This window comes from Saccharothrix sp. ALI-22-I (genome assembly GCF_001984175.1).
Classification (GTDB): domain Bacteria; phylum Actinomycetota; class Actinomycetes; order Mycobacteriales; family Pseudonocardiaceae; genus Actinosynnema.
In genome coordinates, this window is the sequence record NZ_MTQP01000065.1 from 68,891 (window position 1) to 95,654 (window position 26,764).

At 69.8% G+C, this 26,764-nt stretch carries 22 protein-coding genes; 16 read left to right on the forward strand and 6 right to left on the reverse strand.

Annotation, left to right across the window (positions count from 1 at the left end; translation table 11 throughout):
* Nucleotides 1-299 precede the first annotated feature (299 nt).
* Together ALI22I_RS27135 and ALI22I_RS27140 are read right to left on the reverse strand one after the other, a co-directional pair.
* Nucleotides 300-848, reverse strand: a complete 549-nt coding sequence (locus ALI22I_RS27135) for a nuclear transport factor 2 family protein (protein ID WP_083752042.1) — start codon at nucleotides 846-848, stop codon at nucleotides 300-302.
* A 248-nt stretch (nucleotides 849-1,096) separates the two neighbouring features.
* A complete protein-coding gene (locus tag ALI22I_RS27140; protein WP_077008382.1) occupies nucleotides 1,097-1,969 on the reverse strand; it encodes an oxidoreductase in 873 nt (290 codons plus the stop codon).
* Between the two features lie 122 nt (nucleotides 1,970-2,091).
* Here ALI22I_RS27140 and ALI22I_RS27145 point away from each other — a divergent pair, with 122 nt between their 5' ends.
* The 14 genes from ALI22I_RS27145 (at nucleotide 2,092) to ALI22I_RS27210 (ending at nucleotide 16,749) form a co-directional block, all read left to right on the forward strand.
* Nucleotides 2,092-2,994, forward strand: coding sequence for a LysR family transcriptional regulator (locus ALI22I_RS27145; protein WP_077008383.1), 903 nt, complete (start codon nucleotides 2,092-2,094; stop codon nucleotides 2,992-2,994).
* 189 nt (nucleotides 2,995-3,183) lie between these two features.
* The gene (locus ALI22I_RS27150) at nucleotides 3,184-4,221 is read left to right on the forward strand and encodes an ankyrin repeat domain-containing protein (RefSeq protein ID WP_083752043.1); all 1,038 of its coding nucleotides are present in this window, start codon (nucleotides 3,184-3,186) and stop codon (nucleotides 4,219-4,221) included.
* Between the two features lie 25 nt (nucleotides 4,222-4,246).
* Nucleotides 4,247-4,573, forward strand: a complete 327-nt coding sequence (locus tag ALI22I_RS27155) for a muconolactone Delta-isomerase family protein (RefSeq protein WP_077008384.1) — start codon at nucleotides 4,247-4,249, stop codon at nucleotides 4,571-4,573.
* On the forward strand, nucleotides 4,570-5,271 hold the full coding sequence (locus tag ALI22I_RS27160; RefSeq protein ID WP_077008385.1) for an EthD domain-containing protein: 702 nt from the start codon (nucleotides 4,570-4,572) through the stop codon (nucleotides 5,269-5,271). Before ALI22I_RS27155 ends, ALI22I_RS27160 begins: the two co-directional genes overlap by 4 nt.
* 98 nt (nucleotides 5,272-5,369) lie before the next feature.
* Nucleotides 5,370-6,197 carry a type 1 glutamine amidotransferase domain-containing protein gene (locus ALI22I_RS27165; RefSeq protein WP_077008386.1) on the forward strand — a complete coding sequence of 276 codons (828 nt, stop codon included), beginning with the start codon at nucleotides 5,370-5,372 and terminating at the stop codon, nucleotides 6,195-6,197.
* 46 nt (nucleotides 6,198-6,243) lie between these two features.
* Nucleotides 6,244-7,863, forward strand: a complete 1,620-nt coding sequence (locus ALI22I_RS27170) for a thiamine pyrophosphate-binding protein (RefSeq protein WP_077008387.1) — start codon at nucleotides 6,244-6,246, stop codon at nucleotides 7,861-7,863.
* Between the two features lie 77 nt (nucleotides 7,864-7,940).
* Nucleotides 7,941-8,423, forward strand: a complete 483-nt coding sequence (locus ALI22I_RS27175; protein ID WP_077008388.1) for a hypothetical protein — start codon at nucleotides 7,941-7,943, stop codon at nucleotides 8,421-8,423.
* A gap of 129 nt (nucleotides 8,424-8,552) precedes the next feature.
* Nucleotides 8,553-9,173 carry a DJ-1/PfpI family protein gene (locus tag ALI22I_RS27180; RefSeq protein WP_077008389.1) on the forward strand — a complete coding sequence of 207 codons (621 nt, stop codon included), beginning with the start codon at nucleotides 8,553-8,555 and terminating at the stop codon, nucleotides 9,171-9,173.
* Nucleotides 9,163-10,962, forward strand: a complete 1,800-nt coding sequence (locus ALI22I_RS27185; protein ID WP_077008390.1) for an AGE family epimerase/isomerase — start codon at nucleotides 9,163-9,165, stop codon at nucleotides 10,960-10,962. The genes ALI22I_RS27180 and ALI22I_RS27185 overlap by 11 nt, the downstream gene beginning before the upstream one ends.
* The gene (locus ALI22I_RS27190; protein WP_077008391.1) at nucleotides 10,959-12,968 is read left to right on the forward strand and encodes a glycogen debranching protein; all 2,010 of its coding nucleotides are present in this window, start codon (nucleotides 10,959-10,961) and stop codon (nucleotides 12,966-12,968) included. The genes ALI22I_RS27185 and ALI22I_RS27190 overlap by 4 nt, the downstream gene beginning before the upstream one ends.
* Nucleotides 12,965-13,282: an STAS domain-containing protein gene (locus ALI22I_RS27195; RefSeq protein ID WP_077008392.1), complete on the forward strand. Its 318-nt coding sequence runs from the start codon at nucleotides 12,965-12,967 to the stop codon at nucleotides 13,280-13,282. The genes ALI22I_RS27190 and ALI22I_RS27195 overlap by 4 nt, the downstream gene beginning before the upstream one ends.
* Before the next feature lie 568 nt (nucleotides 13,283-13,850).
* Nucleotides 13,851-15,044: an IS701 family transposase gene (locus ALI22I_RS27200; protein WP_077008393.1), complete on the forward strand. Its 1,194-nt coding sequence runs from the start codon at nucleotides 13,851-13,853 to the stop codon at nucleotides 15,042-15,044.
* Nucleotides 15,045-15,200: 156 nt separating this feature from the next.
* On the forward strand, nucleotides 15,201-15,512 hold the full coding sequence (locus ALI22I_RS27205) for an RICIN domain-containing protein (protein WP_077008394.1): 312 nt from the start codon (nucleotides 15,201-15,203) through the stop codon (nucleotides 15,510-15,512).
* Between the two features lie 4 nt (nucleotides 15,513-15,516).
* Nucleotides 15,517-16,749, forward strand: a complete 1,233-nt coding sequence (locus ALI22I_RS27210) for an MFS transporter (protein ID WP_077008395.1) — start codon at nucleotides 15,517-15,519, stop codon at nucleotides 16,747-16,749.
* 62 nt (nucleotides 16,750-16,811) lie between these two features.
* On the opposite strand, the gene ALI22I_RS27215 is transcribed toward ALI22I_RS27210, so the two are convergent.
* The 4 genes from ALI22I_RS27215 to ALI22I_RS27230 all read right to left on the reverse strand — a co-directional run bounded on the left by ALI22I_RS27215 (nucleotide 16,812) and on the right by ALI22I_RS27230 (nucleotide 21,212).
* On the reverse strand, nucleotides 16,812-18,842 hold the full coding sequence (locus ALI22I_RS27215; protein ID WP_077008396.1) for an iron ABC transporter permease: 2,031 nt from the start codon (nucleotides 18,840-18,842) through the stop codon (nucleotides 16,812-16,814).
* Complete coding sequence (locus ALI22I_RS27220) at nucleotides 18,842-19,807, reverse strand: ABC transporter substrate-binding protein (RefSeq protein ID WP_077008397.1); 966 nt, start codon at nucleotides 19,805-19,807, stop codon at nucleotides 18,842-18,844. Before ALI22I_RS27220 ends, ALI22I_RS27215 begins: the two co-directional genes overlap by 1 nt.
* A gap of 28 nt (nucleotides 19,808-19,835) precedes the next feature.
* On the reverse strand, nucleotides 19,836-20,654 hold the full coding sequence (locus tag ALI22I_RS27225) for an ABC transporter ATP-binding protein (RefSeq protein ID WP_077008398.1): 819 nt from the start codon (nucleotides 20,652-20,654) through the stop codon (nucleotides 19,836-19,838).
* Between the two features lie 99 nt (nucleotides 20,655-20,753).
* Nucleotides 20,754-21,212 (reverse strand): SRPBCC family protein, encoded by a 459-nt coding sequence (locus ALI22I_RS27230; RefSeq protein ID WP_077008399.1) that lies wholly within the window; start codon nucleotides 21,210-21,212, stop codon nucleotides 20,754-20,756.
* 243 nt (nucleotides 21,213-21,455) lie between these two features.
* Between ALI22I_RS27230 and ALI22I_RS27235 the strand changes: the two genes are divergently transcribed.
* Both ALI22I_RS27235 and ALI22I_RS27240 read left to right on the forward strand, forming a co-directional pair.
* A complete protein-coding gene (locus tag ALI22I_RS27235) occupies nucleotides 21,456-23,660 on the forward strand; it encodes a terpene synthase family protein (protein WP_077008400.1) in 2,205 nt (734 codons plus the stop codon).
* Between the two features lie 102 nt (nucleotides 23,661-23,762).
* Nucleotides 23,763-26,708 (forward strand): AfsR/SARP family transcriptional regulator, encoded by a 2,946-nt coding sequence (locus tag ALI22I_RS27240; protein WP_238598593.1) that lies wholly within the window; start codon nucleotides 23,763-23,765, stop codon nucleotides 26,706-26,708.
* Nucleotides 26,709-26,764: the final 56 nt, after the last annotated feature.

Genomic DNA, 26,764 nt, shown 5'->3' on the forward strand with positions numbered 1-26,764 from the left:
GGGTCGGTTCGGCTGGGTGCGGAGTCGGTGCTCCGCGGCTGGCGTGGTGAGGGCACGGCGGTTCTCTCAGTCAGTCTGAGTTCTGGATCGCACGGCCGATTCGCTCGTGCAGAACTAGAAAACACCCGAGCGGCACCCGAAGTCCAAGACTCATGCCCATACGCTCACGACATAGATCGCTATTCGAGGAATCGTCACCATTGGTCGCCGGCGCGCCTGTCCGGTTTATTCCGGGCAAACGAAAACCCCTCCGGGCACCTGGTCCACCAGGCGCCGGAGAGGTTCGCGGAAGAGGGGGCTTACCCGAGGTCGAGGCGGTTGGGAATCCGGTCCAGCTTGTAGGCCTTCCAGAAGAACTGGTCGGCGGCGTGCTGGTCGGAGGCGAAGTTGATGGCCTCCACGATGCGCCTGCCGCGGATCTTGAACGCCAGCGCCCAGGTGATGTCCAGGCCCTCCGGGTTGGTGCTCCAGCCGCGGTGCAGGTCGATGACCCACTCCTTGTCCACCGCCAGCGAGATCGGTTCGGCGCGGAAACCGGCCTTGCCGAGTTCACCGAAGAACGCGATGACCTCGTCCACGCCGACCTTGGTGCCCGACAGCGGGTGGTGGCCGGGGATGGTCCACCGGATGTCGGTGGCGAAGAACTGGCGCAACTTGTTCAGGTCGCCCGAGCCGTAGGCGCCGTAGAAGTCCTGGATCAGGCGGACGTTCGGGTGGACCTGGTCCGACTCGGCGCTCGCGGTACCGGTGTCGAGCAGCGTCGCGGCCGCCACACCTCCCGCGACGATTCCCGCGCCGCGCACCGCGTCGGCACCGGAGATTCCGGCCTGGTCTTCAGAGGTCGTCATGCTCGCTCCCGGTTGAGGATTACGAACCCGGATGGGACCGGATTCGCCGTCACCACGAAACGTATGCGCGCGCGCCCGGACAGGTCCAATACTTGTCGTCATTACACATCGCTATAGTTCGCCACCCGACCACGAAAAGTCCGCCGGGGCGCCGAGTCCACCCCGGACACGGCGGCACCCGGCTTCGTGCGGGTTCGACCAGCCGGTGTGACCGGCCCGGACAGGCCGTCCACACCGGCCGACGCGGCTCAGCCGGCGAACGCGGTGGCGCGGCCGACGGCCTGCCACTGCTCCAGTTCGGCCCGCACGCGGTCGAGGCGTTCGCCGATGCCGTCCACTGCGTCGGCGCCGAGGGCCAGCCGCAGGGGGGTGTGCTCGGAGTCCAACGCCGCTTGGATCGCCGCCGCGGCCTTGACCGGGTCGCCGGGCTGCGCGCCGTCCACCTCGCGGAGCATCTTGCGCACCGGGTCCAGCACGTCGTCGTAGTCGGGGATGGCCGTGCCGAAGCGCAGCGCGGACCCCGTGAACGCGGTGCGGAACGCGCCCGGCTCGGCGATCAGCACCTTGATGCCGAAGGGCTCGACCTCGGCGGCCAGGCTCTCCGAGTAACCCTCCAGGGCGAACTTCGCCGCGGAGTAGGCGGCCAGGCCGGGCCAGCTGACCTGGCCCGACATGCTCGACATCTGCACGATCGCCCCGGTGCGGCGGGCCCGCATGTGCGGCAGCACCGCGCGGGTCAACGCGGCCGGGCCGTGCAGGTGCACGTCCATCATCTCGCGCAGTTCGGCGTCCGGGGTCTCCTCGGCCGCGCCGACGAAACCGTGGCCCGCGTTGTTCACCAGCACGTCGATCTGGCCGTGCCAGGTGATGGCGTCCTGCACGGCGTTCGCGATCTCGATACCGCTGGTGACGTCGAGCCGCAGGGGTGTCACCCGGTCGGGCGCGATCGCGGTCAGCTCGGCGAGTGATTCGACTTTGCGCGCGGTGGCCACCACCGTGTCGCCGACGGCGAGCGCCTGTTCCGCGATCGCCCGGCCGAGGCCCGACGAGCTGCCTGTGATGAACCACACTCGTGACGACGCGGAGCCGGTGGGAGTGGGTGGTGGTGCGTTGACGCTCATGGGCCCTCCTGGTCGTGAACCAGCTGTGCTGCACGATCAAGAAAGCACCCGGACTTCACCGAAGTCCAAGACTCCTGGCCATACGCTGGCCGCATAGATCGTTCACCGAGGGAGCCCCGGACATGGATGTCGACACCCGCGTCCTGCGTTATTTCGTCGCGGTTGCCGAGCAGTTGAGCTTCACCCGCGCGGCCGAGCAGCTGTTCGTCTCACAGCCCGCGCTGAGCCGGCAGATCCGGCAACTCGAATCCGACCTGCGCATCACGCTGTTCGAGCGCACCAGCCGCGAGGTGCGGTTATCGCCGGTCGGCGAGGCGCTGCTGCCGCTGGCGCGCACGCTCATCGCGGACTGGCAGGCCGCCCAGCGCGTCGCGCGGGGTATCGCGGCGGTCGAGTCACGGGTGCTGCGCATCGGGTTCGAGGCCACCGGCGCGGGACCGCTGACGACCAGGGCGCGCACCGCGTTCGCCGCACGTCACCCGGACGTGACGATCGAGCCCAAGCGCTTCGACTGGGGCGGCGAGGTCGCCGCGCTGCGCGACGGCCTGGTGGACGTGGCGTTCCTGTGGCTGCCCGCGGACACCACCGGCCTGCACACCGAGATCGTCGCGGTGGAGCAGCGGATGGTGGGGCTGGCGGCCGGGCACCGGCTGGCGTCGTGGGACAGCGTGAGCATCCTCGACCTGCGCGACGAACCGCTGATGTGGACCCGCAAGGCGCCGAAGTACTGGGTGGACTGGTGGGCGGTCAACCCGCGGCCGGACGGCTCCGAGCCGGTGTGGGGACCGGAGAACGACAACGTCGAGGAGATGCTGGAGCACGTCGCCGCGAACGTGGCGATCTGCATCGGCCCGCAGTCGATGGCCACCTACTACGCCCGCCCGGACCTGGTGTGGCGGCCGATCACCGACGTGCCGCCGTTGCGCATCGCGTTCGCCCGGCCCGCCGCCAGCACGAACCCGTTGGCCGCAGCCTTCGCCGCGGTCGTCCGCGAGCTGTCCGAAGTGGACGTTTCCGAGCGCTGATCGTGGAAAACGCGGTGCGCGAACGGCCGTCGCGCACCACGTCAAGTTGAGCTAGTCGTCCGCGGTTGCTTGTCGACTCCACCCGCACGCCGGTTGACTGGGTGTCGTTCCCGGGTACGAAGCCTCCGATTCTCCTTGCCACAGCGGAGAAGCAGGCCGTGCCCAGACATCCAGTCAAGGAGTATTCCCATGAGTGACGCCGTGCGCACTCTGCTGCTCAACGCGGTCCGCCGGGACGACCTGTACGAGGTGCGCGGCCTGCTGCGCAACGGGGTCGACGTCAACGCCCGCGGCGCGGACGGCCTGACGCCGCTGATGATCGCGGCCGGCAAGGGCAGCGCGGACCTCGTGCGGCTGCTGATCGACGCGGGCGCCGACGTCTACACCGCCGACAGCGCCGCCGGCGCCACCGCGTTGCACAAGGCGGTGCAGGGCGGTGACCTGGAGACAGTGAAGCTGCTGGTCGAGGCGGGCGCGTTCGTCGACGCGGTGGCCGCGACCACCGGTCACACGCCGCTGATGGACGCGCTGTGGTTCAAGTGGCCCGACATCGTCGGGTACCTCCTGGAGCGCGACGCGGGCCTGAACCTGTCCACGCACTACGGGTTCTCCATGCGCGAGCACTTCGAGTACGAGCTCAACGTCAACACGCGCGGCCGAGAGAAGCTGCTCGCCGCCGAGGCGCTGCTCAAGCGGCGGATGGAAGCCGACGAGCGCGCGGTGCAGCGGCAGAAGCTGATGGCCGCGACCACCGCCGGCGACCTGGTCACCGTGCAGGTGCTGTTGGCCGACGGCGCCGAGGTGGACGCCCGGTACCCGGTGCTCAACGGCTTCAACGACCTGCACACGCCGTTGCTGGTGGCCAGCCGCGACGGGCACATCGAGATCGTCCGCGCGTTGATCGCCGCCGGCGCCGACATCAACGCCACCGAGCCGACCTTCGGTGCGGTGCCGCTGCACAAGGCCGTCTACAACGGACACGCCGACATCACCCGGGTCCTGGTCGAAACGCCGGGCGTGGACATCGACTTCCAAGGCGCCACCAACGGTTACACGCCGCTGCACGACGCCCTGTGGCACGGCTACGAGGACTGCGCCCGCGTGCTGCTCGACGCCGGTGCACGCCTGGACCTCGTCGGCCACGACGGCAAGACGCCGTTGGACATGGCCGTCGACAGCTTCGGCGCCGACCACGACCTGACCCGCGCCATCCGCGACGCGGGCTGACCGAGCACGAGAGGACGGCACAACAATGCTTTTCTACGTCCAGATGAAGTGGGTCCACGAGGGCCGAATCAGCCTCGACGAGCTGTGGGAGATCGAGGAGGAGGAGACCCGGCACGCCGAGGAGACGTTGAACTCCGGCTTCGCCGTCGGCCTGTGGAAGGTCGCGGGCCAGAAGCGGGTCATCGGCGTGGTGGACGTCGAGTCCGCCGAGGAGCTGGACCGGGCGGTGTACCGGCTGCCCATGCGCGAGTACCTGGAGTTCGAGGTGGTCTGGCCGCTGCGCGACTACCTGGGCTTCGCCGAGGACGTGGCCAACCGCTACCGCCCTACCGAGGCGGAGACCAGCCGATGATCCACCAGCTGATCTTCGCCTACCCCCGGCCGGGCATGAGCGAGCAGGAGTTCCACCGGTACTGGGTGGAGGAGCACGCGGTCCGGTACGCCAGCCGCATCCCGCAAATCCGGCAGTACGCCGTGGACACCAGGATCGAGCTGTCGCTGGACGAGCCCGAGCCGCTTTGGTCCGGTGTGGCCGAGATCTGGCTGGCCAACGAGGAGGAGCAGCTGGCGTCGTTGCAGACGCCGGAGTTCCTGGAGGGCGCCCGGCTGGACGAGCCGCGTTGGGCCGCGTTCTGGCGCACGCTCGTGCTCGACACCGACGCGCACGTGGTGGTCCCCGGGCCGACGCAGCGCGCCGACGCGCCGGGCACCAAGCTCTTCGTGCTGGTCAAGCGCAAGGAGGGCATGCCGCTCACCGAGTTCCGGCAGTACAGCAAGGACGCGCACGCGTCGCTGATGGCCAAGGTGCCCGGTCTGCGCCGCTACTACCAGAACCACACCCGTGACGGCGCCTACGGCATCGGCGAGGCCACGTTGGACTGCGCCTACCAGCTGTGGTTCGACGACGCGACCGCACTGCGCAACGCCATGCGCACCCCCGAGTTCCAGCGCGCCATGGCCGACCTCGCCACGTTCACCGAACCCCGGTACGTGCACACCCTCGCGGTCCGCGAGAACTGGGTCATCGGCCCGTCGGAAGACATCATCTAGTCAAGTCCCGCTTATCGTCGGGCATTCCTTGTCCAACCACGCCGAAAACGGTTGGATAAAAAGCGCAAGACCTCGCAAATTCCTCTTGAAGGAGAACCATGACCAAGCGCGTGCTGGTCGTCCTTTCCGAATTCGGTTACTGGGGTGAGGAACTGGTCGGCCCGGTGGAGGCGTTCGACGCCGCCGGCTACCGCACCACCTTCCTCACCGCCAACGGCAAGCGGCCCCAGGCCCTGCCGCCGAGCCTGGACTCCGAGTACCTCGACCCGCCGCTGGGCCGCTCGGTCACCACGCCCGACATGGCGCGCCGGGCCCGTGAGCTGGACGCTTCGCCCCGGCTGGACAACCCGCTCAGCCTGGCCGACCTCATCCCCGAGCGGCCGTACTACAGCGCGGTGAACCACCTGCGCGAGGTGGAGGAGTACCACCGCCGGCTCGACGGCGCGGTCGCCGACCTGGTCGGCAGCTTCGACGCGCTGGTGCTCGTCGGTGGTTCCGGCCCGATCGTGGACATGGCGAACAACGAGCGCCTGCACGAATTGGTGCTCGGTTTCGTGAACGCCGACAAGCCCATTCTCGCGGAGTGCTACGGCGTCGCGGTGCTGGCGTTCGCGCGTGATCTGGAGACCCGCGAGAGCATCATCCAGAACAAGCACGTGACCGGCCACCCGAAGGAATACGACTACAAGGACGGCACCGGTTTCATCGGCGTCGAGTTCAACATGGGCCCGCCGCCGTACCCGCTGGAGTACATCCTGCGCGACGCCACCGGCCCGGTCGGCCGCTTCCACGGCAACGTCGGCAAGGAGACCTCGGTCATCGTCGACTACCCGTTCATCACCGCCCGTTCCACGCCCGACTCGATCCTGGCGGGCGAGCTCCTGGTGCAGACGTTGGAGAACGGTCTGCGCCGGTACGGCTGGTAAGGGGCGGAACCCGGTAGGAGAGAGACCCGGTGGGAGAGGACACAGCATGAACGGCAGGCCAGGAAAGGTCGCCATCTTCGAGCAGTTCGCGGCCGACGGCATCGAGTACATGTTCGGCAACCCGGGGACCGTCGAGCAGGGGTTCCTGGACGCGGGTGGCGAGTTCGACGTCGAGTACCTGCTGGCGCTGCACGAGGGCGTCGCGGTGGGCATGGCGGACGGCTACGCGCGGGCCTCACAGCGACCGGCCCTGGTCCAGCTGCACAGCGGGGTCGGGCTCGGCAACGGCATCGGCATGCTCTACCAGGCCAAGCGCGGCGGTTCGCCGCTCGTCGTGGTCGTCGGCGAGGCGGGCATCCGCTACGACGCCATGGACGGGCAGATGGCGGCCGACCTGGTCGCCATGGCGGAGCCGGTGACGAAGTACGCGACGCGGGTCCTCGACCCGTCGTCCACGCTGCGGGTGCTGCGCCGGGCGATCAAGATCGCGATGACGCCGCCGCGCGGCCCGGTGCTGGTGGTCGTGCCGGCCGACGTGCTGGACGAGATCACCACCGAACCGGTGTTCCCGACCCCGATCCCGAACACCCGGGTGCTCCCGGAGACCTCGCTGGTGGCGGAGGCCGCCACCACGCTGCTGGCCGGTCGACGCCGGCTGGTGCTGATGGGCGACGGCGTCGCCACCAGCGGGGCCCAGGGCGAGCTGACCGCGGTCGCCGAAGCGCTGGACGCGAAGGTGTGGGGGGTGAACTCCTCGGAGTTCAACTTCGACGCCACGCACCCGCTCTACGGCGGTCAGCTCGGCCACATGTTCGGCGCGGACAGCGCCCGGGTGGTCGCCGAGGCCGATTCGGTGCTGATCGTCGGCACGTACGTGTTCCCCGAGGTCTTCCCGTCCTTGGCGAGCCCGTTCAAACCGGACGCCAAGATCGTGCACGTCGATCTCGACAGCTACGAGATCGCGAAGAACCACCCGGTGACGGTGGGCATCGTGGCCGACCCCAAGCTCACCCTCGCCGCGCTCGGCAAGGAGCTGAACCGCCAGCGGCCCAACAACACCACGCCGCTGGACGTGCCGCGGGGCCGTCCGCTCCACCCCGAGCCGTCGTTGCAGGACGACACGGTGCTGGACCGGTTCGTGCGGCGGCTGGCCCGTCGCGCGCCGGAGGACCTGGTGGTGTTCGACGAGGCGCTGACCGCGTCCGCACCGCTGGCCAAGCACCTGCCGCCGCAGCAGGCCGGCCGGTTCTTCCAGACCCGCGGCGGTTCGCTCGGCGTCGGCATCCCCGGCGCGCTGGGCATCAAGCTGGCCCGGCCGGAGTCACCGGTGGTGGCGTTCACCGGCGACGGCGGCTCGATGTACACGTTCCAGGCGCTGTGGACGGCGGCCAGGTACGGCATCGGCGCGAAGTTCGTCATCTGCAACAACCGCCGCTACCACCTGCTCGACCTGAACATCGAGCAGTACTGGCGGGAGCTGGGGATGTCGCCGCACAACTACCCGGCCGCGTTCGACCTGTCCAAGCCGGAGATCGGTTTCGCGGACATGGCCGCGGCGCTGGGTGTGCCGGGGCGCCGGGTGGAGAAGTTGTACGAGGTGGACAGCGCCGTGGACGCCATGTTGGCGCACGACGGTCCCTACCTCATCGATCTCGTCATCGACTGAACCATCGACTGAACCATCGACTGAGCACTGATTGAGCACCGACCGAACCATCGACTCCGAACGGGGAGGCTTGAGCAATGACTGGGGGAGCCGGTGACCAGATCACCGAGGCGGCCGTCCGCCGCCTGGTGCGGGACTGGTTCGCCGCACTGGACCGGCACGACGACGTCGAGGTGCTGCTGGGCCTGCTGACCACGGCCGGCCTGGTGATGCACCTGCCGCAGCGCACGGTGCGCAGCCACGACGACTTCAGGTCCTGGTACGACGACAACATCAGCACCTACTTCGACGAGGTGCACGAGGTGCTCGACGTGAAGGTGGCGGCGACGTCACCGCTGCACGCCGAGGTGTCGCTGCGGGTGAACTGGCAGTCCCGGATGTGGGTGCCGCCCTCGCCGAACAGCGCGTGGGTCGGTCTCACCACGAAGGAGACCTGGTCGGTCGTCACCCGCGACGGCCGCCCGAAGATCCGCACCTACACCGTCGGGGGCTCGACCCCCATGCCGGGATCCGCCGCCCCGCGCGCGACCGAGTCCGCTCACGAGAGCGCCGCGGCGTAGCAGGCGTCGATCCCCGCCACCGGATTCGCCGCGGGGACGAACCGGTGGCAGGTAGCCCAGTCCGGCGGGTCGGCGAACCCGCCGGACTGGGCCGCCACCAACCAAACACTTCCTGAAGAAGGCAAGGACATGACGACCCAGACCACGGAAGTCCCGGACATCACCGGCAGGCTCCAGGGCAGGCGCATCGGCATCCTGATGGAGAGCGACTACGTCGAGACGGAGATCGCCTACTACCAGAAGCGGTTCGCCGAGGAGGGCGCCCAGGTCGAGCTGCTGACCCGGTTGTGGGGCAACGACTCGCTCACGTTCACCGGCCACGAGCAGCGCGCGCCGATCGAGGTGACCGGCGACCTGGAGACGTTGGACTACGACGAGCTGTCCCGGTTCTCCGCGCTCATCGTGCCCTCGGGCATGGTCTCGGACCGGTTGCGCTACACCGACAACGTGGAGCGGCCCGCGCCCGCGGTAGAGGTGATGCGGCGGGCGTTCCGGCTGCCGAACCTGATCAAGGCGTTCTCCTGCCACGGCCTGCTGCTGCTGTCGGCCGTGCCGGAGCTGGTCCGCGACCGGCCGGTGACCTGCCACAACAACCTGGTCGGCGACGTGCGCAACATGGGCGCGGTCTACACCGGGCGCGATGTCGTGGTGGACGGCGACCTGGTCACCTCGCGCACCGTGGAGGAGTGCCACCTGCTGGCCCGCACCGTGATCGAGCTGCTGGTCGCGAGGGGTAACGGTGGGCGCTGAACTCGCCTACTCCTTCTCGGACACGACGGCCGGCCGCGTCGAGTCCTACCAGGCGGGCACGCTCCGGCTGCGCACGCTCGACGGCCGCCAGGTCGTCCTGCACCTGACCGACACGACCTCCGCCCAGATCATCCGCAACCTCGGCGAGCCGTACCGGGACGCCACCGGTTCGCTCGCCTCGTTCCTGACGCCCGGTCGGCTGGTCTTCGCGCACGGCCCGGTCTACCCGGACGGCCCGCGCTACCAGGCAGCACAGCTGTTCCTGGTCGGCGACGAGACCGAGGACCACGTGTTCGAGCGGCCCGGCTGGTGGGTCGACCAGCTGCGCGAGCTGGGCCGGTTCTACCGGCGGGCGCAGTTCGGCGCGGGGGAGGTCGACTACGCCGACTACCGCACCGAGATCCGGTTGGGCGGCGACAAGGGCGGGCGGCACGTCCAGGAGACCGACACGGTCTCGCGCCTGGTCTACGGCATGGCGTCGGCGTACATGCTGACCGGTGAGGAGGACTTCCTCACCGTCGCCGACCGCGGCTCGCAATACCTGCGGGACCACATGCGGTTCGTGGACACCGACCAGGACGTCACCTACTGGTACCACGGCATCGACGTGGACGGCGGGCGTGAGCGCAAGCTGTTCACCTCGGAGTTCGACGACGACTACCACGCCATCCCCGCCTACGAGCAGATCTACGCGCTGGCGGGCCTGGTGCAGAACTACCGGATCACCGGCGACCCGGCGATCAAGGCCGATATCGACGGCACCATGCGGCTGTTCGAACGGTTCTTCGCCGACCCGGCGCGCGGCGGCTACTACTCGCACATCGACCCGGTGGACCTGAGCCCGCACCACCCGTCGCTGGGCGCGAACCGGTCCCGCAAGAACTGGAACTCGGTGGGCGACCACGCGCCCGCGTACCTGTTCAACCTGTACCTGGCCACCGGCGACCCGCGGCACCTGGACATGTTGGAGCACACCTTCGACATGATCGTGTCGCACTTCCCCGACCGCGGCACCCCGTTCGTGCAGGAGCGCTTCCACGCCGACTGGACGCCGGACCGCTCGTGGGGCTGGCAGCAGGACCGGGCGGTGGTCGGGCACAACCTGAAGATCGCCTGGAACCTGACCCGGATGAACGCCGCCCGCGCCAAGTACGACTACGCGCGGATGGCCGACACGTTGGCGCGCACGATGCCCGCGGTGGGCCGTGACCCGCAGCGGGGCGGCTGGTACGACCTGGTGCAGCGGCAACCGCCGCACGACTTCGTGTGGCACGACCGCAAGGCGTGGTGGCAGCAGGAGCAGGCGATCCTGGCCTACCTGGTGCTCGCCGGGCACCGCCGTGACCAGGAGTTCCTGGCCCACGGTCGGGAGGCCGCCGCGTTCTACAACGCCTTCTTCCTCGACCACGACGAGGGCGGCGTCTACTTCAACGTGCTCAACAACGGCATCCCGTACCTGATGGGCACCGAGCGGCTCAAGGGCAGCCACTCCATGTCGATGTACCACTCGGCGGAGCTGTGCTACCTGGCGACCGTCTACACCGGACTCCTGGTTCGCGGCGAGCCGCTGGACCTGTGGTTCAAGCCCCGGCCGGACGCCGACTTCCCCGACCGCCTGCTGCGCGTCGCACCGGACCTGCTGCCCGCCGGCCGGGTGCGGCTGGAACAGGTCTTCGTGGACGACCAGCCGTACACCGACTTCGACGCCTCGGCGATGACGGTCCGGCTGCCCGACAGCGCGTCGCCGTTGACCGTGCGGGCGCGCCTGGCTCCGGTGGAGGGGGCATGACGGCCGTCGCAGCCGAACGGTGGGTGGACGGCTTCCGCGTCGCACCCGCCCGGCCGTTACCGCTGGGCTCGACCGTGACGCCGGAGGGCATCTCGTTCGCGGTCGGGTCCAGCACGGCGCGCCGGATGTCGTTGGTGCTGCTGGACCCCGAGCGCGGTGACGTGCTGGCCGACCTGCCGTTCCCGGAGGAGTACCGGGTCGGCGACGTGTGGACGATGACCGTGCTCGGCCTGGACCCGGAGCTGGTGCACTACGCGTACCGGGCGGACGGCGCGGACGCGTTGCTGCTCGACCCGCACGCCCGGCAGTTGGCCGGGGGAGAGGTGTGGGGACAGCGGCCCCGGTACCGGGCGCGGGTCGTGCCGCCGGACGACTTCGACTGGGGTGACGAGCGCGCGCCGCGCGTGCCCGTCGAGGACCTGGTGGTCTACGAGCTGCACGTGCGCGGCTACACCCGGCACGACTCGTCGGGGGTGGCCGCGCCCGGCACGTTCGCCGGGCTGCGCGAGAAGATCCCGTACCTGAGGGAGCTCGGCGTCAACTGCGTGGAGCTGATGCCGGTCTTCGAGTTCGACGAGACCGATATCGCCGGCGCGCCGGAGCGGCTGAACACGTGGGGCTACCACCCGGTGGGGTTCTTCGCGCCCAAGGCGTCCTACGGTTCGCCGCACGAGTTCAAGCAGCTGGTGCGCGACCTGCACGCGGCGGGCATCGAGGTGGTGCTCGACGTGGTGTTCAACCACACCGGCGAGGGCGACCACCGAGGGCCGACGCAGTCGTTCCGCGGCCTGGACAACGGGGTGTACTACCTGCTCACCCCGGACGGCGACTACTACAACTTCAGCGGCACCGGGAACACGTTGAACTGCAACCACCCGGTGGTGCGGGAGTTCATCCTGGAGAGCCTGCGGCACTGGGCCGTGGAGTACCGGGTGGACGGCTTCCGGTTCGACCTGGCGTCGATCCTGTCGCGCGGCACTGACGGCGCGCCGCTGCCCAACCCGCCGCTGCTGGAGGCGTTGGCGCACGACCCGGTGCTGGCCGACCGGAAGCTGATCGCCGAGGCGTGGGACGCGGGCGGCCTGTACCAGGTCGGTTCGTTCCCGTCCTACGGCCGGTGGATGGAGTGGAACGGGCAGTACCGCGACGCGCTGCGCCGGTTCCTGGTGGCGCGGCCGGGCAGCGCGGGGGAGCTGGCGGGCCGGCTCATCGGCTCGCCCGACCTCTACGGCGGTCGCGGCACCGGCGCGTCGGTGAACTTCGTGACCTGCCACGACGGGTTCACCCTGGCCGACCTCGTGTCGTACGACCACAAGCACAACGAGGCCAACGGCGAGGACAACAGGGATGGCCACGACGCCAACGAGAGCTGGAACTGCGGCTGGGAGGGTCCTACTTCGGACCCCGAGGTGCTGGCGCTGCGGGACCGGCAGGTGCGCAACGCGCTCACGTTGCTGATGGTGAGCAACGGCGTGCCGATGCTGCTGGCGGGCGACGAGTTCGGCCGCTCCCAGCGCGGCAACAACAACGCCTACTGCCAGGACAACGACATCACGTGGGTGGACTGGGAGCTGGCGGCGCGCAACCTGGACCTGGTGGCGTTCGTGCGCGAACTCACCGGGTTCCGCGCCCGGCACCCCGTGCTGCGGCGTGCCGCGCACCCCGGTGGCGACCTGCCGGACGGGTGGCGGTACCCGCCGGTGAGCTGGCACGGCGTGCGGCCGTGGGAACCGGACTGGTCCGCGGAGTCCCGGCTGGTGGCGATGCTGCTGCACGAGGAGGGCGTGGACACGGTGTTCGTGGTGGCCAACACCGACCTGGTCGCGGCGCCGGTCGTGCCGCCGCCCGCGCCGGAGGGCACGGCGTGGCACGTGTTCGCGGACACCGGCCGTGGCGACTCGGTCGTGGGCGGACCCGTGGACGGGCTCGCGGACGGACTGGTGGTCGGCGGCAAGGCCGTAGTCGTGCTGGAGGCACGACACGTGAGTGAGGGAGGACTGCGGTGAGCTTCGAGGCGTACCTGGGGTTCAACGGCCGGACCGGGACCGTCTACCTGACCGGTGAGCTGGACGCGGACACCGCGCCGGTGTTCCGGTCGCTGGTGGAGCAGGCGGCGCAGCGGCCGCTGGACCGGCTGGTGCTGGACCTGACCGGGCTGGCGGCCATGTCCTCGGCGGGCGTGCGCTGCCTGGCGTTCGCCCAGCAGCAGTTGCCACCGTCTGCGGCGATCATCGTCGTGGGCGCGCGGCCGGAGGTGGTGGAGATCATCCGCTTGGCCGGGTTCGACCAGGCGGTCACGATCGCGGAACGAGCCGCTTGAGCTAAATGGCCGCAAGGCCGCTTGCGAAATTATTCACGAACAGCGCTGGGCGCGTCGGCAAACCCGGTCCGGGTACTTGGCTGAAGATCATTTCGCCGAGATCGGGTAATGCCGGCGCGCCCGGTGGTCTGAATCAATCCGGAAGCGAATCACCCTACGGGTGATTTCGCGCGCCCGGCTTATTCAACGGCTGTTGAACTTGACGTGTCAACATGGTCACTCTCCGTGTAGCGCTCGGTGACCGGATCCACCCGGATGTACGAAGCATGTGTCCACTGTGTGGTCGTAGCGGCTTGTTACTCTCGGTGAACATGAGGCCCCTCAGTTCCGCCGGTCGGAGCTGTCTTTTTGCTGTTGGCACCGACTTCGATACCGAAGTCGCACAGTCCTCACAAAGTCGCCCTCTACGGAGGGTGATCATGGTCGCAGCAGTGGATAACTATTCAACGATAGCGCTTGCGTTCGACCTCACGAGATAGTGTCGGCTTGGGCGAGTATCGCTTGCCGGGTGCGTTGCCCATATGGAGTATCGATTGCGTACGGTATGTAACAGTTTCGGGGGTCCACGGTGGTCGAGGACAGTCTTCGCACTGCTCTTTCGCTTGCCAAGAATGATGAGGTGGCACACTTCGCGCAAGACAAGTTCAGCTCCCTGCCCCGCTCTGATCAGCGTCGATGGGCCGAGGTTTATCTCCGGGGGCTGCTGCTTGGACACGGTCGGAAGTCTGTCCGCAGAATTGCAGAGGAGGTACTGGAGTTACCGGTTTCGCAGTCATTGCAACAATTCATCAACCAGAGCCCGTGGGACTGGCGGGAGGTCCGGTCCCGGATAGCTGACGAAGTCGACGAACTGCTCCGGCCGCGCGCCTGGGTGATCGCCGACACGACGATTCCGAAACGGGGGGACCACTCGGTCGGCGTGGAACGCAGGTTCGTGCCGAGCGAGGGTCGTGCGATCAACTGCCAGATCGGCACCGGACTTTTCCTGGCTGGGGAGTTGGCGAGCATTCCGGTGGACTGGCGGGTCCAGTTGACACAGCGTTGGACGGACGACCACCGACGCCGGGACCGGGCCTACATCCCGTCCTCGGTGCGGGCGCAGCCGGCGTGGCAGTACGCGCTCGACATGGTCGAGGAGGTCGGGGAGTGGGGCATCTCCCGCGCACCGGTGGTGGGTGACCTGCGGCACACCGCAGGGGCCGACCAGTTGATGACGCGACTCGCCGAACAGGGGGCGGACTTCGTCTTCGAGGTGCCCGACACGCTCGAAGTGGTCCCCGGGCCGCACCTCGCGGCCGTCCGCAGCGGCTACGGCCCGCAACGCGGACCCAACCTGGTGCGGGCGCGGGACTGCCTGCGCGGTGCCGACATCAAGCACCGCCAGGTCGTCACGTGGACGCCGGGCGTCGACGGCAAGCACCGGGCCACGCAGGCCATTTCGGTGCCCGTGCGACTGCCGTCCGGACCGGGCCGCCGCGGTGGCCCGGCGCTGCACCTCGTCGGCACGTCCCGGCAGGGCGGCCGGCTGAAGCTGTGGCTGACCAACCGCACGGACCTGCGTGCGGCGGAGGTCATCTCACTGGGGACGATGGTCGAACGCACGGCGGGCGACCTGCAGGACTTGAGGGCCCACTTCGGGCTGCTCGACTTCGAGGGCCGCTCGTACCGCGGCTGGCACCACCACATGACGCTCGTGTCGGCGGCGTACACGTTCGCCAAGCGCAGCACCATGTTGAGCCAGCGCGTGCGCCAGCCGTCCTGAGCCCACCGGTGCGCACGCCTCAACGGCGAGGTGTGCGCGTCGGGTGGCTGGCCCACCGCCCTGCCACTGAAGATCGACAACCGCGTACCCATTGCCGGATCACCCCGCCTGAGCCGCTGTGCGATGCTGTCGGCCGGCCTTGGGGGAGGAATCGCAGTGGAGGGCTTGGCACCACCGGAAGTCCGGGACGCCGCCGAATTCGCCGCGGCCCTGCGCGAACCGCGGGTCCGCACCGGTCTGAGCTACCGGCAATTGGAGCGCCGTGCGGTGCGGGCGGGCGACGACTGCGGCGCCGGACGAGCCGACCAGACGTTCACCCTGGAACCGACCAACGGCGGCTACCGACTCCGCTCGATCCCCGGCTCCGCGTACTGCACCGGCGTCCTGGAAGGCTGCACCGACCCCGGTGTCCAGTTGATCCAGGGCCCCTGCACCGACCAGGCGCACCAACTGTTCGTCCTCGGCTGACAGCATGCGTTCGCTGGGCCGGCAGTTCGGGTGGTTGTGGGCGGCGTACGGCGTCAGCGCGTTCGGCACCCGGCTGGCGTTCGACGCGTTCCCCCTGATCGCGGTCCTCGTGCTGCACGCCGGCCCGACCCAGGTGTCGCTACTGGCCGCCGCTGGCCTTGCGGTGGGTGCGGCGGTGGCCGTGCCGCTAGGCCCGTGGGTGGAGTTCCGCCGCAAGCGACCGGTGATGGTCGCGATGGACCTGATCCGGTTCGCGGCGTTGATGAGCGTCCCGGCCGCGTTCGTGTTCGGCCGCCTCGGTTTCGTCCAACTCCTGATCGTGTCGGTCGTCGTAGGGGCGGCCGACATCACCTTCCAAGCGGCGGCCGGCGCGTACCTGAAAACGCTCGTGCGACCGGAGGACCTTCTCGTCGCGAACGGGAGGTTCGAGTCCACGGCCTGGACCACCACCGCGCTGGGACCTCCCCTGGGCGGCGCCGCGATCGGCCTGTTCGGCCCGGTGACGACCGTCATGGCCGACGCCGTCAGCTACCTGCTCTCCGCCCTGGGAATCCGTGCGATCGGCGGAACGGAACCGCCCCCGACCCGGACCAAGGCCCCACTCCGAGGCCGCGACGTGCTGGAAGGGTGGCGGTACATCCTGACCCACCCGACGCTGCGCCGGCTGTTCGCCAACACGGTCCTGGTCAGCGGCCTGATCATGGCGACGTCGCCGTTGCTGGCCGTGCTGATGCTCGGCGACCTCGGGTTCACGCCCTGGGAGTACGGCCTGGCGTTCGCGGCACCCTGCCTCGGCGGCCTGGTCGGCGCACGACTGTCCCGTCCGCTGGTGGCGCGCTTCGGCCCGCACAAGGTCATGCTCGCCGCCGGAACACTGCGCACGTGCTGGTCGGTCGGCTTGGCCCTGGTCCACCCCGGCGTCACCGGCCTGCTGCTGGTCATAGCCGTTGAATTCGGCCTGATCACCTGCATGGGCGTCTTCAACCCGGTGTTCGCCACCTACCGCCTCAGCCAGGTCCCGACCGACCGAGCCGCCCGCACCCTGTCCGCCTGGTCGATCACCAGCAAGGCCACCATCGCCGCCCTGACCGCCCTGTGGGGCCTACTGGCCGCCGTCACCAGCCCCCGCACCGCGATCGTGATCGCCGGCCTCCTCATCCTGACGACCCCGCTCCTGCTACCCCGACACGACCACGCGCTTCGCAGGGGTACCCGCCAGGAGGTCCCCCACGTTTGATTCTGCCGGTGGGGTCCGACAATCCCGGTCGATCAACCCGGGGTCGGACGGTCGGCTCGCGGTCAGGTGCGCATCTCGCGGGTCCGCCACAGCACCAGCACGAAGTACGGCGTGCCGACCAACGCGATCACCAGCCCCGCCGGCACCTGGGCGGGGGCGATCACCGTCCGCCCCAACGTGTCCGCCGCACTCACCAGCACCGCACCGACCACCGCCGCGACCGGGAGGACACGGGCGTGTCGGGCGCCGACCAACGATCGGGCCAGGTGGGGTGCGACCAAGCCGACGAAGACCACCACGCCGATCGCCGACACGGCCGTAGCCGCCAGCACGCCCGAACCCAGCAGGATCACCAGGCGGGACCGTTCCACCCGCATCCCGAGCACGCGTGGCGTGTCCTCGTCGAGGCTGTGTAGGTCCAGTTCACGGTGCCTGGCCCACAGCAGCGGCGTCAACAGCACCAGCGCCAGCAGAGTAGGCAGCACCTGCTCCAACGTCCGCCCGTACGTGGACCCGGACAGCCAGGTCAACGCCTTCGCCGTGTTCCACGGATCGGACACCACGATCAGCAGCGTGATCAGCGCCATCCCGGCCGACCACGTCGCGATGCCGATCACCACCAACCGGTCGGAGTCCAGCCCCGACCGCCAAGCCAGCGCGTAAACCAGCGCGAACGCCACCAGAGCACCCACACCCGCCGCACCGGCGATGTGCCACGCCCCGGCCATCGGCACCACGGTGATCAACGTGATCGCGCCCAGCCCGGCACCCGCCGTGATCCCGAGCAAACCGGGCTCCGCCAACGGGTTCCGGCTCACCGACTGGATACCGCACCCGGCCACCGCCAACGCCGCGCCCGCCACCAACGCCGCCAGCACCCGAGGCAGCCGCTGGTCGACCACGAACGTCAACGCCGTCCCGGAACGCCCGGCCGACCAGTTCGCCAGATCACCCAGCAGCACCAACCGGTCCCCGAACATCAACCCGATCACCGGCGCCGCGACGATCAACACCGCCAGCACCACCGAAGTCACCACCAGCCGACGCCGTGACCCCGCCACGCCGACCCGCCCGGCCGGCGCCTGTCGGGGCGTCCCACTCGACCGCCCCCGCCGCGCCAACCAGATCAGCACCACCGCACCGATGATCGTCGTCGTCACCCCGGTCGGCACCCGCACCGCCGCCGCGGACCCCATGACCGCACGCAGCAGCACGTCCGAGCCGAGCACGATCAGCACACCGACGAGCCCCGACACCGGCAGCAACACCCGGTGCTTCCCCAACCCCGGCACGAACGGCGTCAGCAGCCGCGTGATCACCGGCGCGCTCAACCCGACGAACCCGACCGGCCCGGCGACCGTCACCGCCGCCGCCGTCAACGCCACGGTCAGCAGCACCGCGCCGACCCGCGTCCGCCGCACCTTCAACCCCAGCACGGTCGCGTGGTCGTCACCCAGGGCCAGGATGTCCAGCGACCGCCCCATCACCAGCAGCGCCGCCACCGCGACAACCACGACCGGCGTCATCTGCGCGGTCGCGTTCAGGTCGCTCACCGTCAACGACCCGGAGCCCCAGGCGAACAGCCCGCTCGTCTCCTGCTCGTACATCAACAGCATCAGGACGGTCGCCGACTGCAACGTCAACATGACCGCCGACCCGACCAGCACCAACCTGGGGCTGGTCGAACCCCCACCCGACAACCCGAGCACGACGACCGCCGCCGCGAGCCCGCCGACGAACGCCGCCCCACCGGCCGGCAGCACCGGCACGCTCAACCCGAACGCCGCGATCGCGACCACGGCCAGGTGCGAGCCCGCGTTCACCGCGAGCGTGTCCGGTGACGCCAACGGGTTGCGCGCCACCGACTGCATGCCGGCACCGGCGACGCCCAAAGCGACACCGAGCAGCAACGCGGCCAGCAGGCGCGGCACCCGCGAACCCTCCAGCACGGCAAGGGTCTGCGCGTCCCCGTTGCCCACCAACGCGTTGAGCACGTCGAACACATCGGTGGACGCGGTGCCCTGGGTGAGGTGGACGGCGGAGAGCACGGCGATGGCCGCCACGATCCCCGCCGTCACGACGGCGGTGCGCATCAGGCGGTGGTGGCCTTCACGAACTGCTCGGCGATGCTGGTGACCGACTTCGGCCCGCCGAACATCCACGTGCCCGGCACCAGCTTGACCACCTTCTTCGACACGACGAACGGCAGCCGCTGCCACACCGGGTTCTGCGCCAGACCGGTGGTGAACACGTCGTCCTCGGAAGCGGCGTAGAACAGCATGGTCTTCGGGTCGGTGACTGCGGTCATGCCCTCGACGTCGGTCGCACCCAGGCCCCATGCCGCGTCGACTTCCCCGGTCCACACGTTCTTCAGGCCGACGGCCTCGGCGGTGTCGGAGACCAGCGAGCCCTTGCCGAACGGGCGGATGTTGACCGTGCTGCCTTCGAGCCAACCGTCGGCCATCACGAACGGCGTGCCGCTCGCGCCCTTGGCCTCGACCGCCTTCTTGCCGTCGGCCAGCGCGGTGTCCATCTCGGACAGCAGCTCGTCGGCCTCGGCGGACTTGCCGATCGCCTGCGCCATCATCTTCGTGTCCTCGCGCAGCCGGTCGAAGTTCCGCGCGGCGTCACTGGACTTGGTGACGATCACCGGGACGTACTTCTCCAGCTGGTTGGCCAGGGTCTCGTCCCGGCCCTCGGGCATGATCACCACGTCCGGGTTCAACGCGACGATCGAGTCCACGCTGGGCTCGTTGCGCTTGCCGACGTCCTTCACGTCGTCGGCGAGCGGCACGGCGGTGTCCCACGTCTTGTAACCGGCGGTGTCCGCGACACCCACCGGCATGACACCCAGTGAGGCGACGGTTTCGGCCTCGGCCCACTCCAGCGCGACGACCCGCTGGGCGGGCGCCTTGAGCTCGACGGCCTTGCCGCGCGAGTCGGTCACGGTGACCGGTCCGCCGGCGGACTCGGTCGGCTGGGTCGCCGGTGTCTCGGTGGTGCCGCAGGCGGACAGCAGGACGGCTGCCGCGACGATGGCAGGGGTCGACAAGCGCATGGCTCGAACCTCTCAGCTTGAGGGGACTTCAGACCGCTCGTGGTGTGTGCCTGCCGAGGGGGCGGCAGTGGATCGCGCCGGTCACCGGGTCGTCGGCGACGTGCACCGTGACGCCGTAGGCGTGGGTGAGGTGGTCGCCGGTGAGGACGTCGCGGACCCCGCCCGCCGCGACGACCTTGCCCTCGGCCAGCAGGACGACCTCGTCGGCGATGATCGCCGCGTGGTCGAGGTCGTGCAGCACGACGCCCACCGCCACGTCGTGGTCGTCGGCCAGGTCGCGCACCACGTCGAGGACTTCGACCTGGTAGCGCAGGTCGAGGTGGTTGGTCGGCTCGTCCAGCAGCAGCACGGAGGTCTGCTGCGCCAGGCACGACGCCAGCCACACGCGCTGCAACTCGCCCCCGGACAGCTCGTCCACGCCCCGGTCGGCCATCGCGGTGACCCCGGTCAGCTCCATGGCGCGCGTGATGGCGGCGTTGCCTTCGAGGTCCACACCCCGCCACCCGGTCCGGTACGGGTAGCGGCCATACGAGACGACGTCGCGCACCGACACACCGGACGGCGTCGGGCGTTGCTGGGTGAGCAGGGTGACGCTGCGGGCGAACTCCTTGCCGGACAGCGCGGAGTGACCCCACACCGGGCGCTCGCCCAGCCGCACCTGGCCCTCACGCGGCCGGTGCAGGCGCGCCAACGACCGCAGGACGGTCGACTTGCCGGACCCGTTGGGCCCGACCAGCGCCGTCACCGTGCCCGCGCGCAGCCCGAGCGAGACACCGTGCACCACGGCGTGGTCGTGGTGCGCCAGGACCAGCTCATCGCCGGCGAGCAGCGCGTCTCCCTTGGACATGAGGGGAGCCTAACCTAAGGTGACCATGCGTCCGGATGGGCGTGATCTAGTGCACTTCCGGGGCTGATCCGGTGACGGAGAGCAAGATCGGCACGGGTTTCAGGCGTAGAAATGCCGCTTCGTGTCGGCCACCATCGAGTCGAACACCGCCGTGTTCACCCCACCGCCCGCCTTCAGCGCGGGCTCGTACGCGAACGTCCAGGTGAGCCGGCAGCCGTCGGCCGCCCGCTCCACCAGGTAGTCCTCCCCGAACCGGCGGTACACCGGCAGGTTGGACCGCTCCACCAGGAACGACTGCCGCCGTCCCTCCTCCCAGCGGAAGAAGCGGTCGTACAGCCGCAGCACACCCAGCACCGTCGCCGTCCGCGTCGTGCCCACCCCGAACGGCCGCGGCGAGGTCCAGTCCACCGACGACAGCAGTCGGCACCACCACAGCGGGTTGGAGGCGGTCAGGCCCCGCCACACACGTTCGGCTGACACCGGCAGGTCCAGCACGTAGCTGCGGCGCTGCGGTGCCGAGTCGAAGAAGTCCACGTCGAACGGCTCCAAGCGGGGCACGTCATCAGTGTGCCTGTGTTGAATGGCCGCTGCTCCGCAGGCGGCGGCGAGGTCGCCTGGACGCGACCTCGCGGATGCCACCTCACGCGACCACGCCGACGACCACCCAACGCAGTACCCCACTGGGCCAGTTGGGGGGACCCGTCGCTCAAACGTGTGTATCAGTGCCGCCGACCCTTGGCCGTCACGGTGCGGCACTGGTTGCGTACACGGGGTATGCCCACGACCGAGAGGTGTGAACTGATGCAGCCGTTCCAGTTGCCGGATTTCTACATGCCCTATCCGGCGCGGCTGAACCCCAATCTGGAACGCGCGCGGGCGCACACGAAGGAGTGGGCCTACGAGATGGACATGATCGACGTGCCGCAGCACGGCACGGTCATCTGGACCGAGGACGACCTCGACTCGCACGACTACGCACTGCTCTGCGCCTACACCCATCCGGACGCCTCCGCCGAGGACCTCGACGTGGTCACCGACTGGTACGTCTGGGTCTTCTACTTCGACGACCACTTCGTCGAGCTGTACAAGCGCAACCCGGACGTGGCCGGCGCGAAGGCGTACCTCGACCGGTTGCCGCTGTTCATGCCGGTGGACGGCCAGATCACCGAGGAGCCGACGAACCCGGTCGAGAAGGGCCTGGCCGACCTGTGGACGCGCACCGTCCACACCCACTCGCTCGACTGGCGGCGCCGGTTCGCGGACAACACCAAGCACCTGCTGGACGAGTCCATGTGGGAGTTGCTCAACATCTCCGAGGGCAGGCTGTCCAACCCGATCGAGTACATCGAGATGCGCCGCAAGGTGGGCGGCGCGCCGTGGTCGGCGAACCTGGTCGAGCACGTCACCGGCATGGAGGTGCCCGCGCGCATCGCGTCGAGCCGCCCGATGGGCGTCCTGCGGGACACGTTCGCCGACGCCGTGCACCTGCGCAACGACCTGTTCTCCTACGAGCGCGAGGTGCTCGACGAGGGTGAGCTGAGCAACGGCGTCCTGGTGCTGGAGAAGTTCCTCGACATCGGCACCCAGGAGGCCGCCGAGGCGGTCAACGACCTGCTCACCTCTCGCCTGCACCAGTTCGAGCACACCGCCGTCACCGAGGTGCCGCCGCTGCTGGACGAGTACGCCGTCGATCCGGCGGGCCGGCTCGCCGTGCTGGCGTACGTGAAAGGTCTCCAGGACTGGCAGTCCGGCGGTCACGAGTGGCACGCCCGCTCCAGCCGGTACATGAACGAGGGCGCGGTCACCGCGAACCCGGTGCTCGGAGGGCCGACGGGCCTGGGCACCAGCGCCGTCCGCTCGTTCATCGCCACCGCGCCGCAACGCCTGCGCAGTTTCAGCCACGTGCCGTTCCAGCAGGTCCCGCCGCTCCAGTGGCCGGACATGCTGATGCCCTACCCGCTCACCCTGAACCCGCACCGGCACGACGCGCTGGAGCACAACGTCGAGTGGTGCCGGGAGATGGGCATCTACGACGACGTGCCGCGCATCTGGACCGAGGCGAAGGTGCGCGGCTACGACTACGCGCTGTGCTCGGCGGGCATCGACCCGGACGGCACGCCGGAGCAGATCAACCTGTCCACGGACTGGCTGGCCTGGGGCACCTACGGCGACGACTACTACCCGTACGTCTTCGGCCGCACCTCCGACCTGGCCGCCGCGAAGATCACCACGGAACGGCTCAAGCAGCTGATGCCGCTGGACGGTCCCGCGCCGATCGCGCCGGTCAACCCGCTGGAACGGGGCCTGGCCGACCTGTGGCGGCGCACCACCGAAGTGATGCACCAGGAGTACCGCGAGGACTTCAAGCGGGCCGTGTCGGTGATGATCGAGGCCTGGCTGTGGGAGCTGCACAACCAGCACCTCAACCGCATCCCGGACCCGGTCGACTACGTGGAGATGCGTCGCCGCACGTACGGCTCGGACCTGACCAAGAGCCTGGCCAAGTTCGGGCACGGCAACACCGTGCCGCCGGAGATCTACCGGACGCGGACCATCCAGAACCTGGAGAACACCGCGGCCGACTACGGGTGGATGGTCAACGACCTGGCGTCCTACCGCAAGGAGATCCAGTACGAGGGCGAGGTGCACAACCTCGTGCTCGTCGTGCAGAACTTCCTCGATGTCGGCCTGGACCGCGCCTACCAGGTCGTGCACGATCTCCAGACCGCCCGGATGAGGCAGTTCCAGCACATCGTGGACATCGAGCTGCCCGCGTTGTTCGAGGAGTTCGACCTCGACGACGGCGCCCGGAAGACGCTGGTCAAGTACGCCGTGGAACTCCAGGACTGGATGGCCGCGATTGTCGAATGGCACCTCAAGACCTACCGCTACGGTGACGCCGCGCTGGAGGAGCACAACCGGCCGGACTTCGTCGCGCCGCTGTCGATGCGCGGTCCGACGGGGCTCGGCACGGCGTCCACCCGCCTTGTGGTTAACAACAGGTGAATGGTGTCCAAATGACACTTTTCGGAGTGGCGAACAATGACTGGAGGTGATTCGCAAGACTAATCGTGAGGTTTCTGTGAATTCGATGGCATTATGGCTGCCGTGGTCGAGGGTGGAGTTCGCTATCGGTTGTTGGGCCCGGTCGCGGCCCACGTCGACGGCGAGCCGGTCCGACTCGGCGGGCCCAAGCAGCGCGCGGTGCTCGCCGCGTTGCTGCTCAACGCCAACCGCGTGGTCTCCGAGGAGCAGCTGATCGGGCTCATCTGGGACGGCGAGCCGCCGACGAGCGCGCGCGGCCAGCTCCAGGTGCGGATCTGGGAGCTGCGCAAACTCCTCGGCCGGACCGCCATCGTGCGCCGGTTGCCGGGCTACCTGATCGAGGTGGGGCCCGGTCAGCTGGACGTGCAGGTGTTCTCCGACGAGGTCGCGGCGGCCCGCGCCGACCTGGCCGAGGGGCGGGTCGACGCGGGCGTCGCACGTCTTCGGGCCGCCCTGGCGCTGTGGGAGGGCCCGGTCCTCGGCGGCGTGACCGAGGCGCTGCTGGACCAGGAGAGCCGGTTGCTGGAGGACCGGCGACTGGCCGCCGTGGAGGACCTGTTCGACGCCGAGCTGCGGGCCGGGCGGCACGCGGCCGTGATCGGCGAACTGCGCCGGGTCTGCGGCGAGTACCCGTTCCGGGAACGCCTCCAGGCCACGCTGATGCTCGCGTTGCACCGCTCCGGGCGCACGCCCGAGGCGTTGGCCGCCTACGCGCAGACGCGGCGGCGGTTCACCGACGAACTCGGCATCGAGCCGGGGCGCGAGTTGCAGGAGCTGCACGTCCAGGTGTTGCAGGGGGACGAGCCGGCGTCCGCGCCGGTGGCGCGCCCGGCGCAGCTGCCGCACGACGTGCGCGGGTTCACCGGCAGGCAGGCCGAGCTGGCGCGGCTGGACGACGCCGGGATCTGGGTGATCACCGGTGCTGCCGGGGTCGGGAAGACGGCGTTGGCGGTGCACTGGGCGCGGCGCGTGCGGGACCGGTTCCCGGACGGGCAGCTGTACGTGGACCTGCGCGGGTTCGACGCCGACCACGAGCCCGTGCCGCCGGCCATCGCGTTGGCGCAGTTGTTGCGTGCTCTCGGGCAGCAGCGGTTGCCGTCCGAAGTGGACGAACTGGCCGCGTTGTACCGGACGGTGTTGGCGGACCGGGAAGTGTTGGTGCTGCTGGACAACGCGCGGGACGCCGAGCAGGTCACGCCGCTGCTGCCACCGTCCGGGATGGTGCTGGTGACCAGTCGGCACCGGCTGGGCGACCTGGTCGCGCACCGGGGTGCGCGGTTGTTGCCGCTGACCGTGCTGCCCGCCGCCGATTCGCGCGCGCTGCTCACCGAGGTGCTCGGCCTGCCGCAGTCTCCCGGGCCCTCGTCTTCGGGGCCTTCCGGGTCTGCGGAGTGCTCGGACTCCCTGGACGAGCTGGCGCGGCTGTGCGGTCACCTGCCGTTGGCGCTGCGGATCGCGGCGGCGAACCTCGGGTCGGAGCCGCGCGTCGACGAGCTGGTGGCCGAACTGCGGACCGACCCGTTGACCGGGTTGACCGTGGACGGCGCCGACGAGAGCCCGTTGACCAGGGCGTTCGGTGTGTCCTACGCGGCACTGACGCCCGGCTCGCAGCGGCTGTTCCGGCTGCTCGGTCTCGTCCCGGGGGCGGACTTCACGCCGCGGGTGGCGGCGGCGCTGCTGGACGTGCCGGTGCCCGCGGCGGGGCGGTTGCTGCACCGGCTGGCCGCCGCGCACCTCGTGGAGCAGCACGGGCCGGGCCGGTTCCGGTTCCACGACCTGGTGCGCGACTACGCGCGGACGTTCTGCGGTGAGGACGGGGCGTGGGACCGGCTGGTGGAGTTCCACCTGGCGGCGGCGGACGCGGTGGACCGGCACTTCAGCCGCCACCCGCTGCGGCTGCCCCGGGACGCGGACCCGTTGTGCGAGGTGGACTTCGCGTCGTCCGCCGAGGCGGTGGCGTGGTTGGAGGCGGAGCACGACAACCTGACCGCCGTGCTGCGGCAGGCCGCCGTGCAGGGGCCGCACCCGGCGGCGTGGTACCTGGCGGACGCGATCCGGTCGGTGTTCCTGCACCGGGGGCTGCGGGCGGAGTGGCTGGACGTCGCGTTCCCGGTGTTGGAGGCGGCCCGGGGTGTGCCGCGGGTCGAGGCGTTGATGCGGCAGGGGATCGGTGCGGCGTGCGTGCACCTCGGGCGGCGTGACGAGGCGATCCGTCACCTGGAGGCGGCGTTGCTGGCGCACCGCGACGCCGACTGGCCGGAAGGCGAGGCGGCAACCGCGAACAGCCTGGGCATCGCGCTTCTGGCCTCCGGCCGGTACACCGAGGCGAGTGAGCTGTTCGCCCGGTCGTTGGGCGCGGGGACGCGGACCGACCGGATGATGGCGCTGAACAACTTGGGGTTCGTCGAGCGCCAGTTGGGGTGTGTCGAGACAGCGTACGAACACCTGGAGCGCGCGCTCGCCATCGCCTTGGAGGACGGCTCACAGTGGGGCGAGGCCGTGGCGCGGGTGAACCTGGGCTACGTGCTCCGGTCGCGCGGCGACCTGCCAGGCGCGCGCGAGCACCTGATGGAGGCGTGCGCCCTGCACCGCCACCTCGGGAACCGCTACGGCGAGGCATCGGCCCTGATCGGCTTGAGCCTCGTGCGCACCGACTCGAATGACGTCGAACGCGCACGGGCCGACGCCACCGAGGCCCTCACCGTCGCGCGCCGCGAGGAAAACCGCGAGACCGAGGTAGGTGCCCTGACCGCCCTCGGCACCGCCGAAGCAGCCGCGGGCCGGCTCGACCAAGCCGAAACCCACCACCGCCAAGCCGTGGACCTGGCTCGACGCTGGGGCTCGCCCTGGCAGGTCGCGGAGGCCTTGGCGGCCTTGGGCGCGACAGTCGCCTCCCGCGACCCCGCCGCCGCCGTCACCCTGTGCCACGAGGCCCTGATCCTGGCCAGACAGCGCGGTCTGCGCCCCGTCGAAGCCCTCTGCCTCCGTCAACTGGCCCTGCTCACCTAGCCCGCCCAGCCGTGGAAGCGGAAGGCAAGCCGGGTGGAAGTGAGGCTCCCTAACGT

Coding starts and splice junctions, on each gene's coding strand:
- ALI22I_RS27150 (WP_083752043.1), top strand. CDS start 3,184: ATGAGTGACGCCGTGCGCACTCTGCTGCTCAACGCGGTCCGCCGGGAC.
- ALI22I_RS27180 (WP_077008389.1), top strand. CDS start 8,553: ATGACGACCCAGACCACGGAAGTCCCGGACATCACCGGCAGGCTCCAG.
- ALI22I_RS27165 (WP_077008386.1), top strand. CDS start 5,370: ATGACCAAGCGCGTGCTGGTCGTCCTTTCCGAATTCGGTTACTGGGGT.
- ALI22I_RS27220 (WP_077008397.1), bottom strand. CDS start 19,807: ATGCGCTTGTCGACCCCTGCCATCGTCGCGGCAGCCGTCCTGCTGTCC.
- ALI22I_RS27175 (WP_077008388.1), top strand. CDS start 7,941: ATGACTGGGGGAGCCGGTGACCAGATCACCGAGGCGGCCGTCCGCCGC.
- ALI22I_RS27235 (WP_077008400.1), top strand. CDS start 21,456: ATGCAGCCGTTCCAGTTGCCGGATTTCTACATGCCCTATCCGGCGCGG.
- ALI22I_RS27215 (WP_077008396.1), bottom strand. CDS start 18,842: ATGCGCACCGCCGTCGTGACGGCGGGGATCGTGGCGGCCATCGCCGTG.
- ALI22I_RS27160 (WP_077008385.1), top strand. CDS start 4,570: ATGATCCACCAGCTGATCTTCGCCTACCCCCGGCCGGGCATGAGCGAG.
- ALI22I_RS27170 (WP_077008387.1), top strand. CDS start 6,244: ATGAACGGCAGGCCAGGAAAGGTCGCCATCTTCGAGCAGTTCGCGGCC.
- ALI22I_RS27210 (WP_077008395.1), top strand. CDS start 15,517: ATGCGTTCGCTGGGCCGGCAGTTCGGGTGGTTGTGGGCGGCGTACGGC.
- ALI22I_RS27155 (WP_077008384.1), top strand. CDS start 4,247: ATGCTTTTCTACGTCCAGATGAAGTGGGTCCACGAGGGCCGAATCAGC.
- ALI22I_RS27140 (WP_077008382.1), bottom strand. CDS start 1,969: ATGAGCGTCAACGCACCACCACCCACTCCCACCGGCTCCGCGTCGTCA.
- ALI22I_RS27135 (WP_083752042.1), bottom strand. CDS start 848: ATGACGACCTCTGAAGACCAGGCCGGAATCTCCGGTGCCGACGCGGTG.
- ALI22I_RS27225 (WP_077008398.1), bottom strand. CDS start 20,654: ATGTCCAAGGGAGACGCGCTGCTCGCCGGCGATGAGCTGGTCCTGGCG.
- ALI22I_RS27145 (WP_077008383.1), top strand. CDS start 2,092: ATGGATGTCGACACCCGCGTCCTGCGTTATTTCGTCGCGGTTGCCGAG.
- ALI22I_RS27190 (WP_077008391.1), top strand. CDS start 10,959: ATGACGGCCGTCGCAGCCGAACGGTGGGTGGACGGCTTCCGCGTCGCA.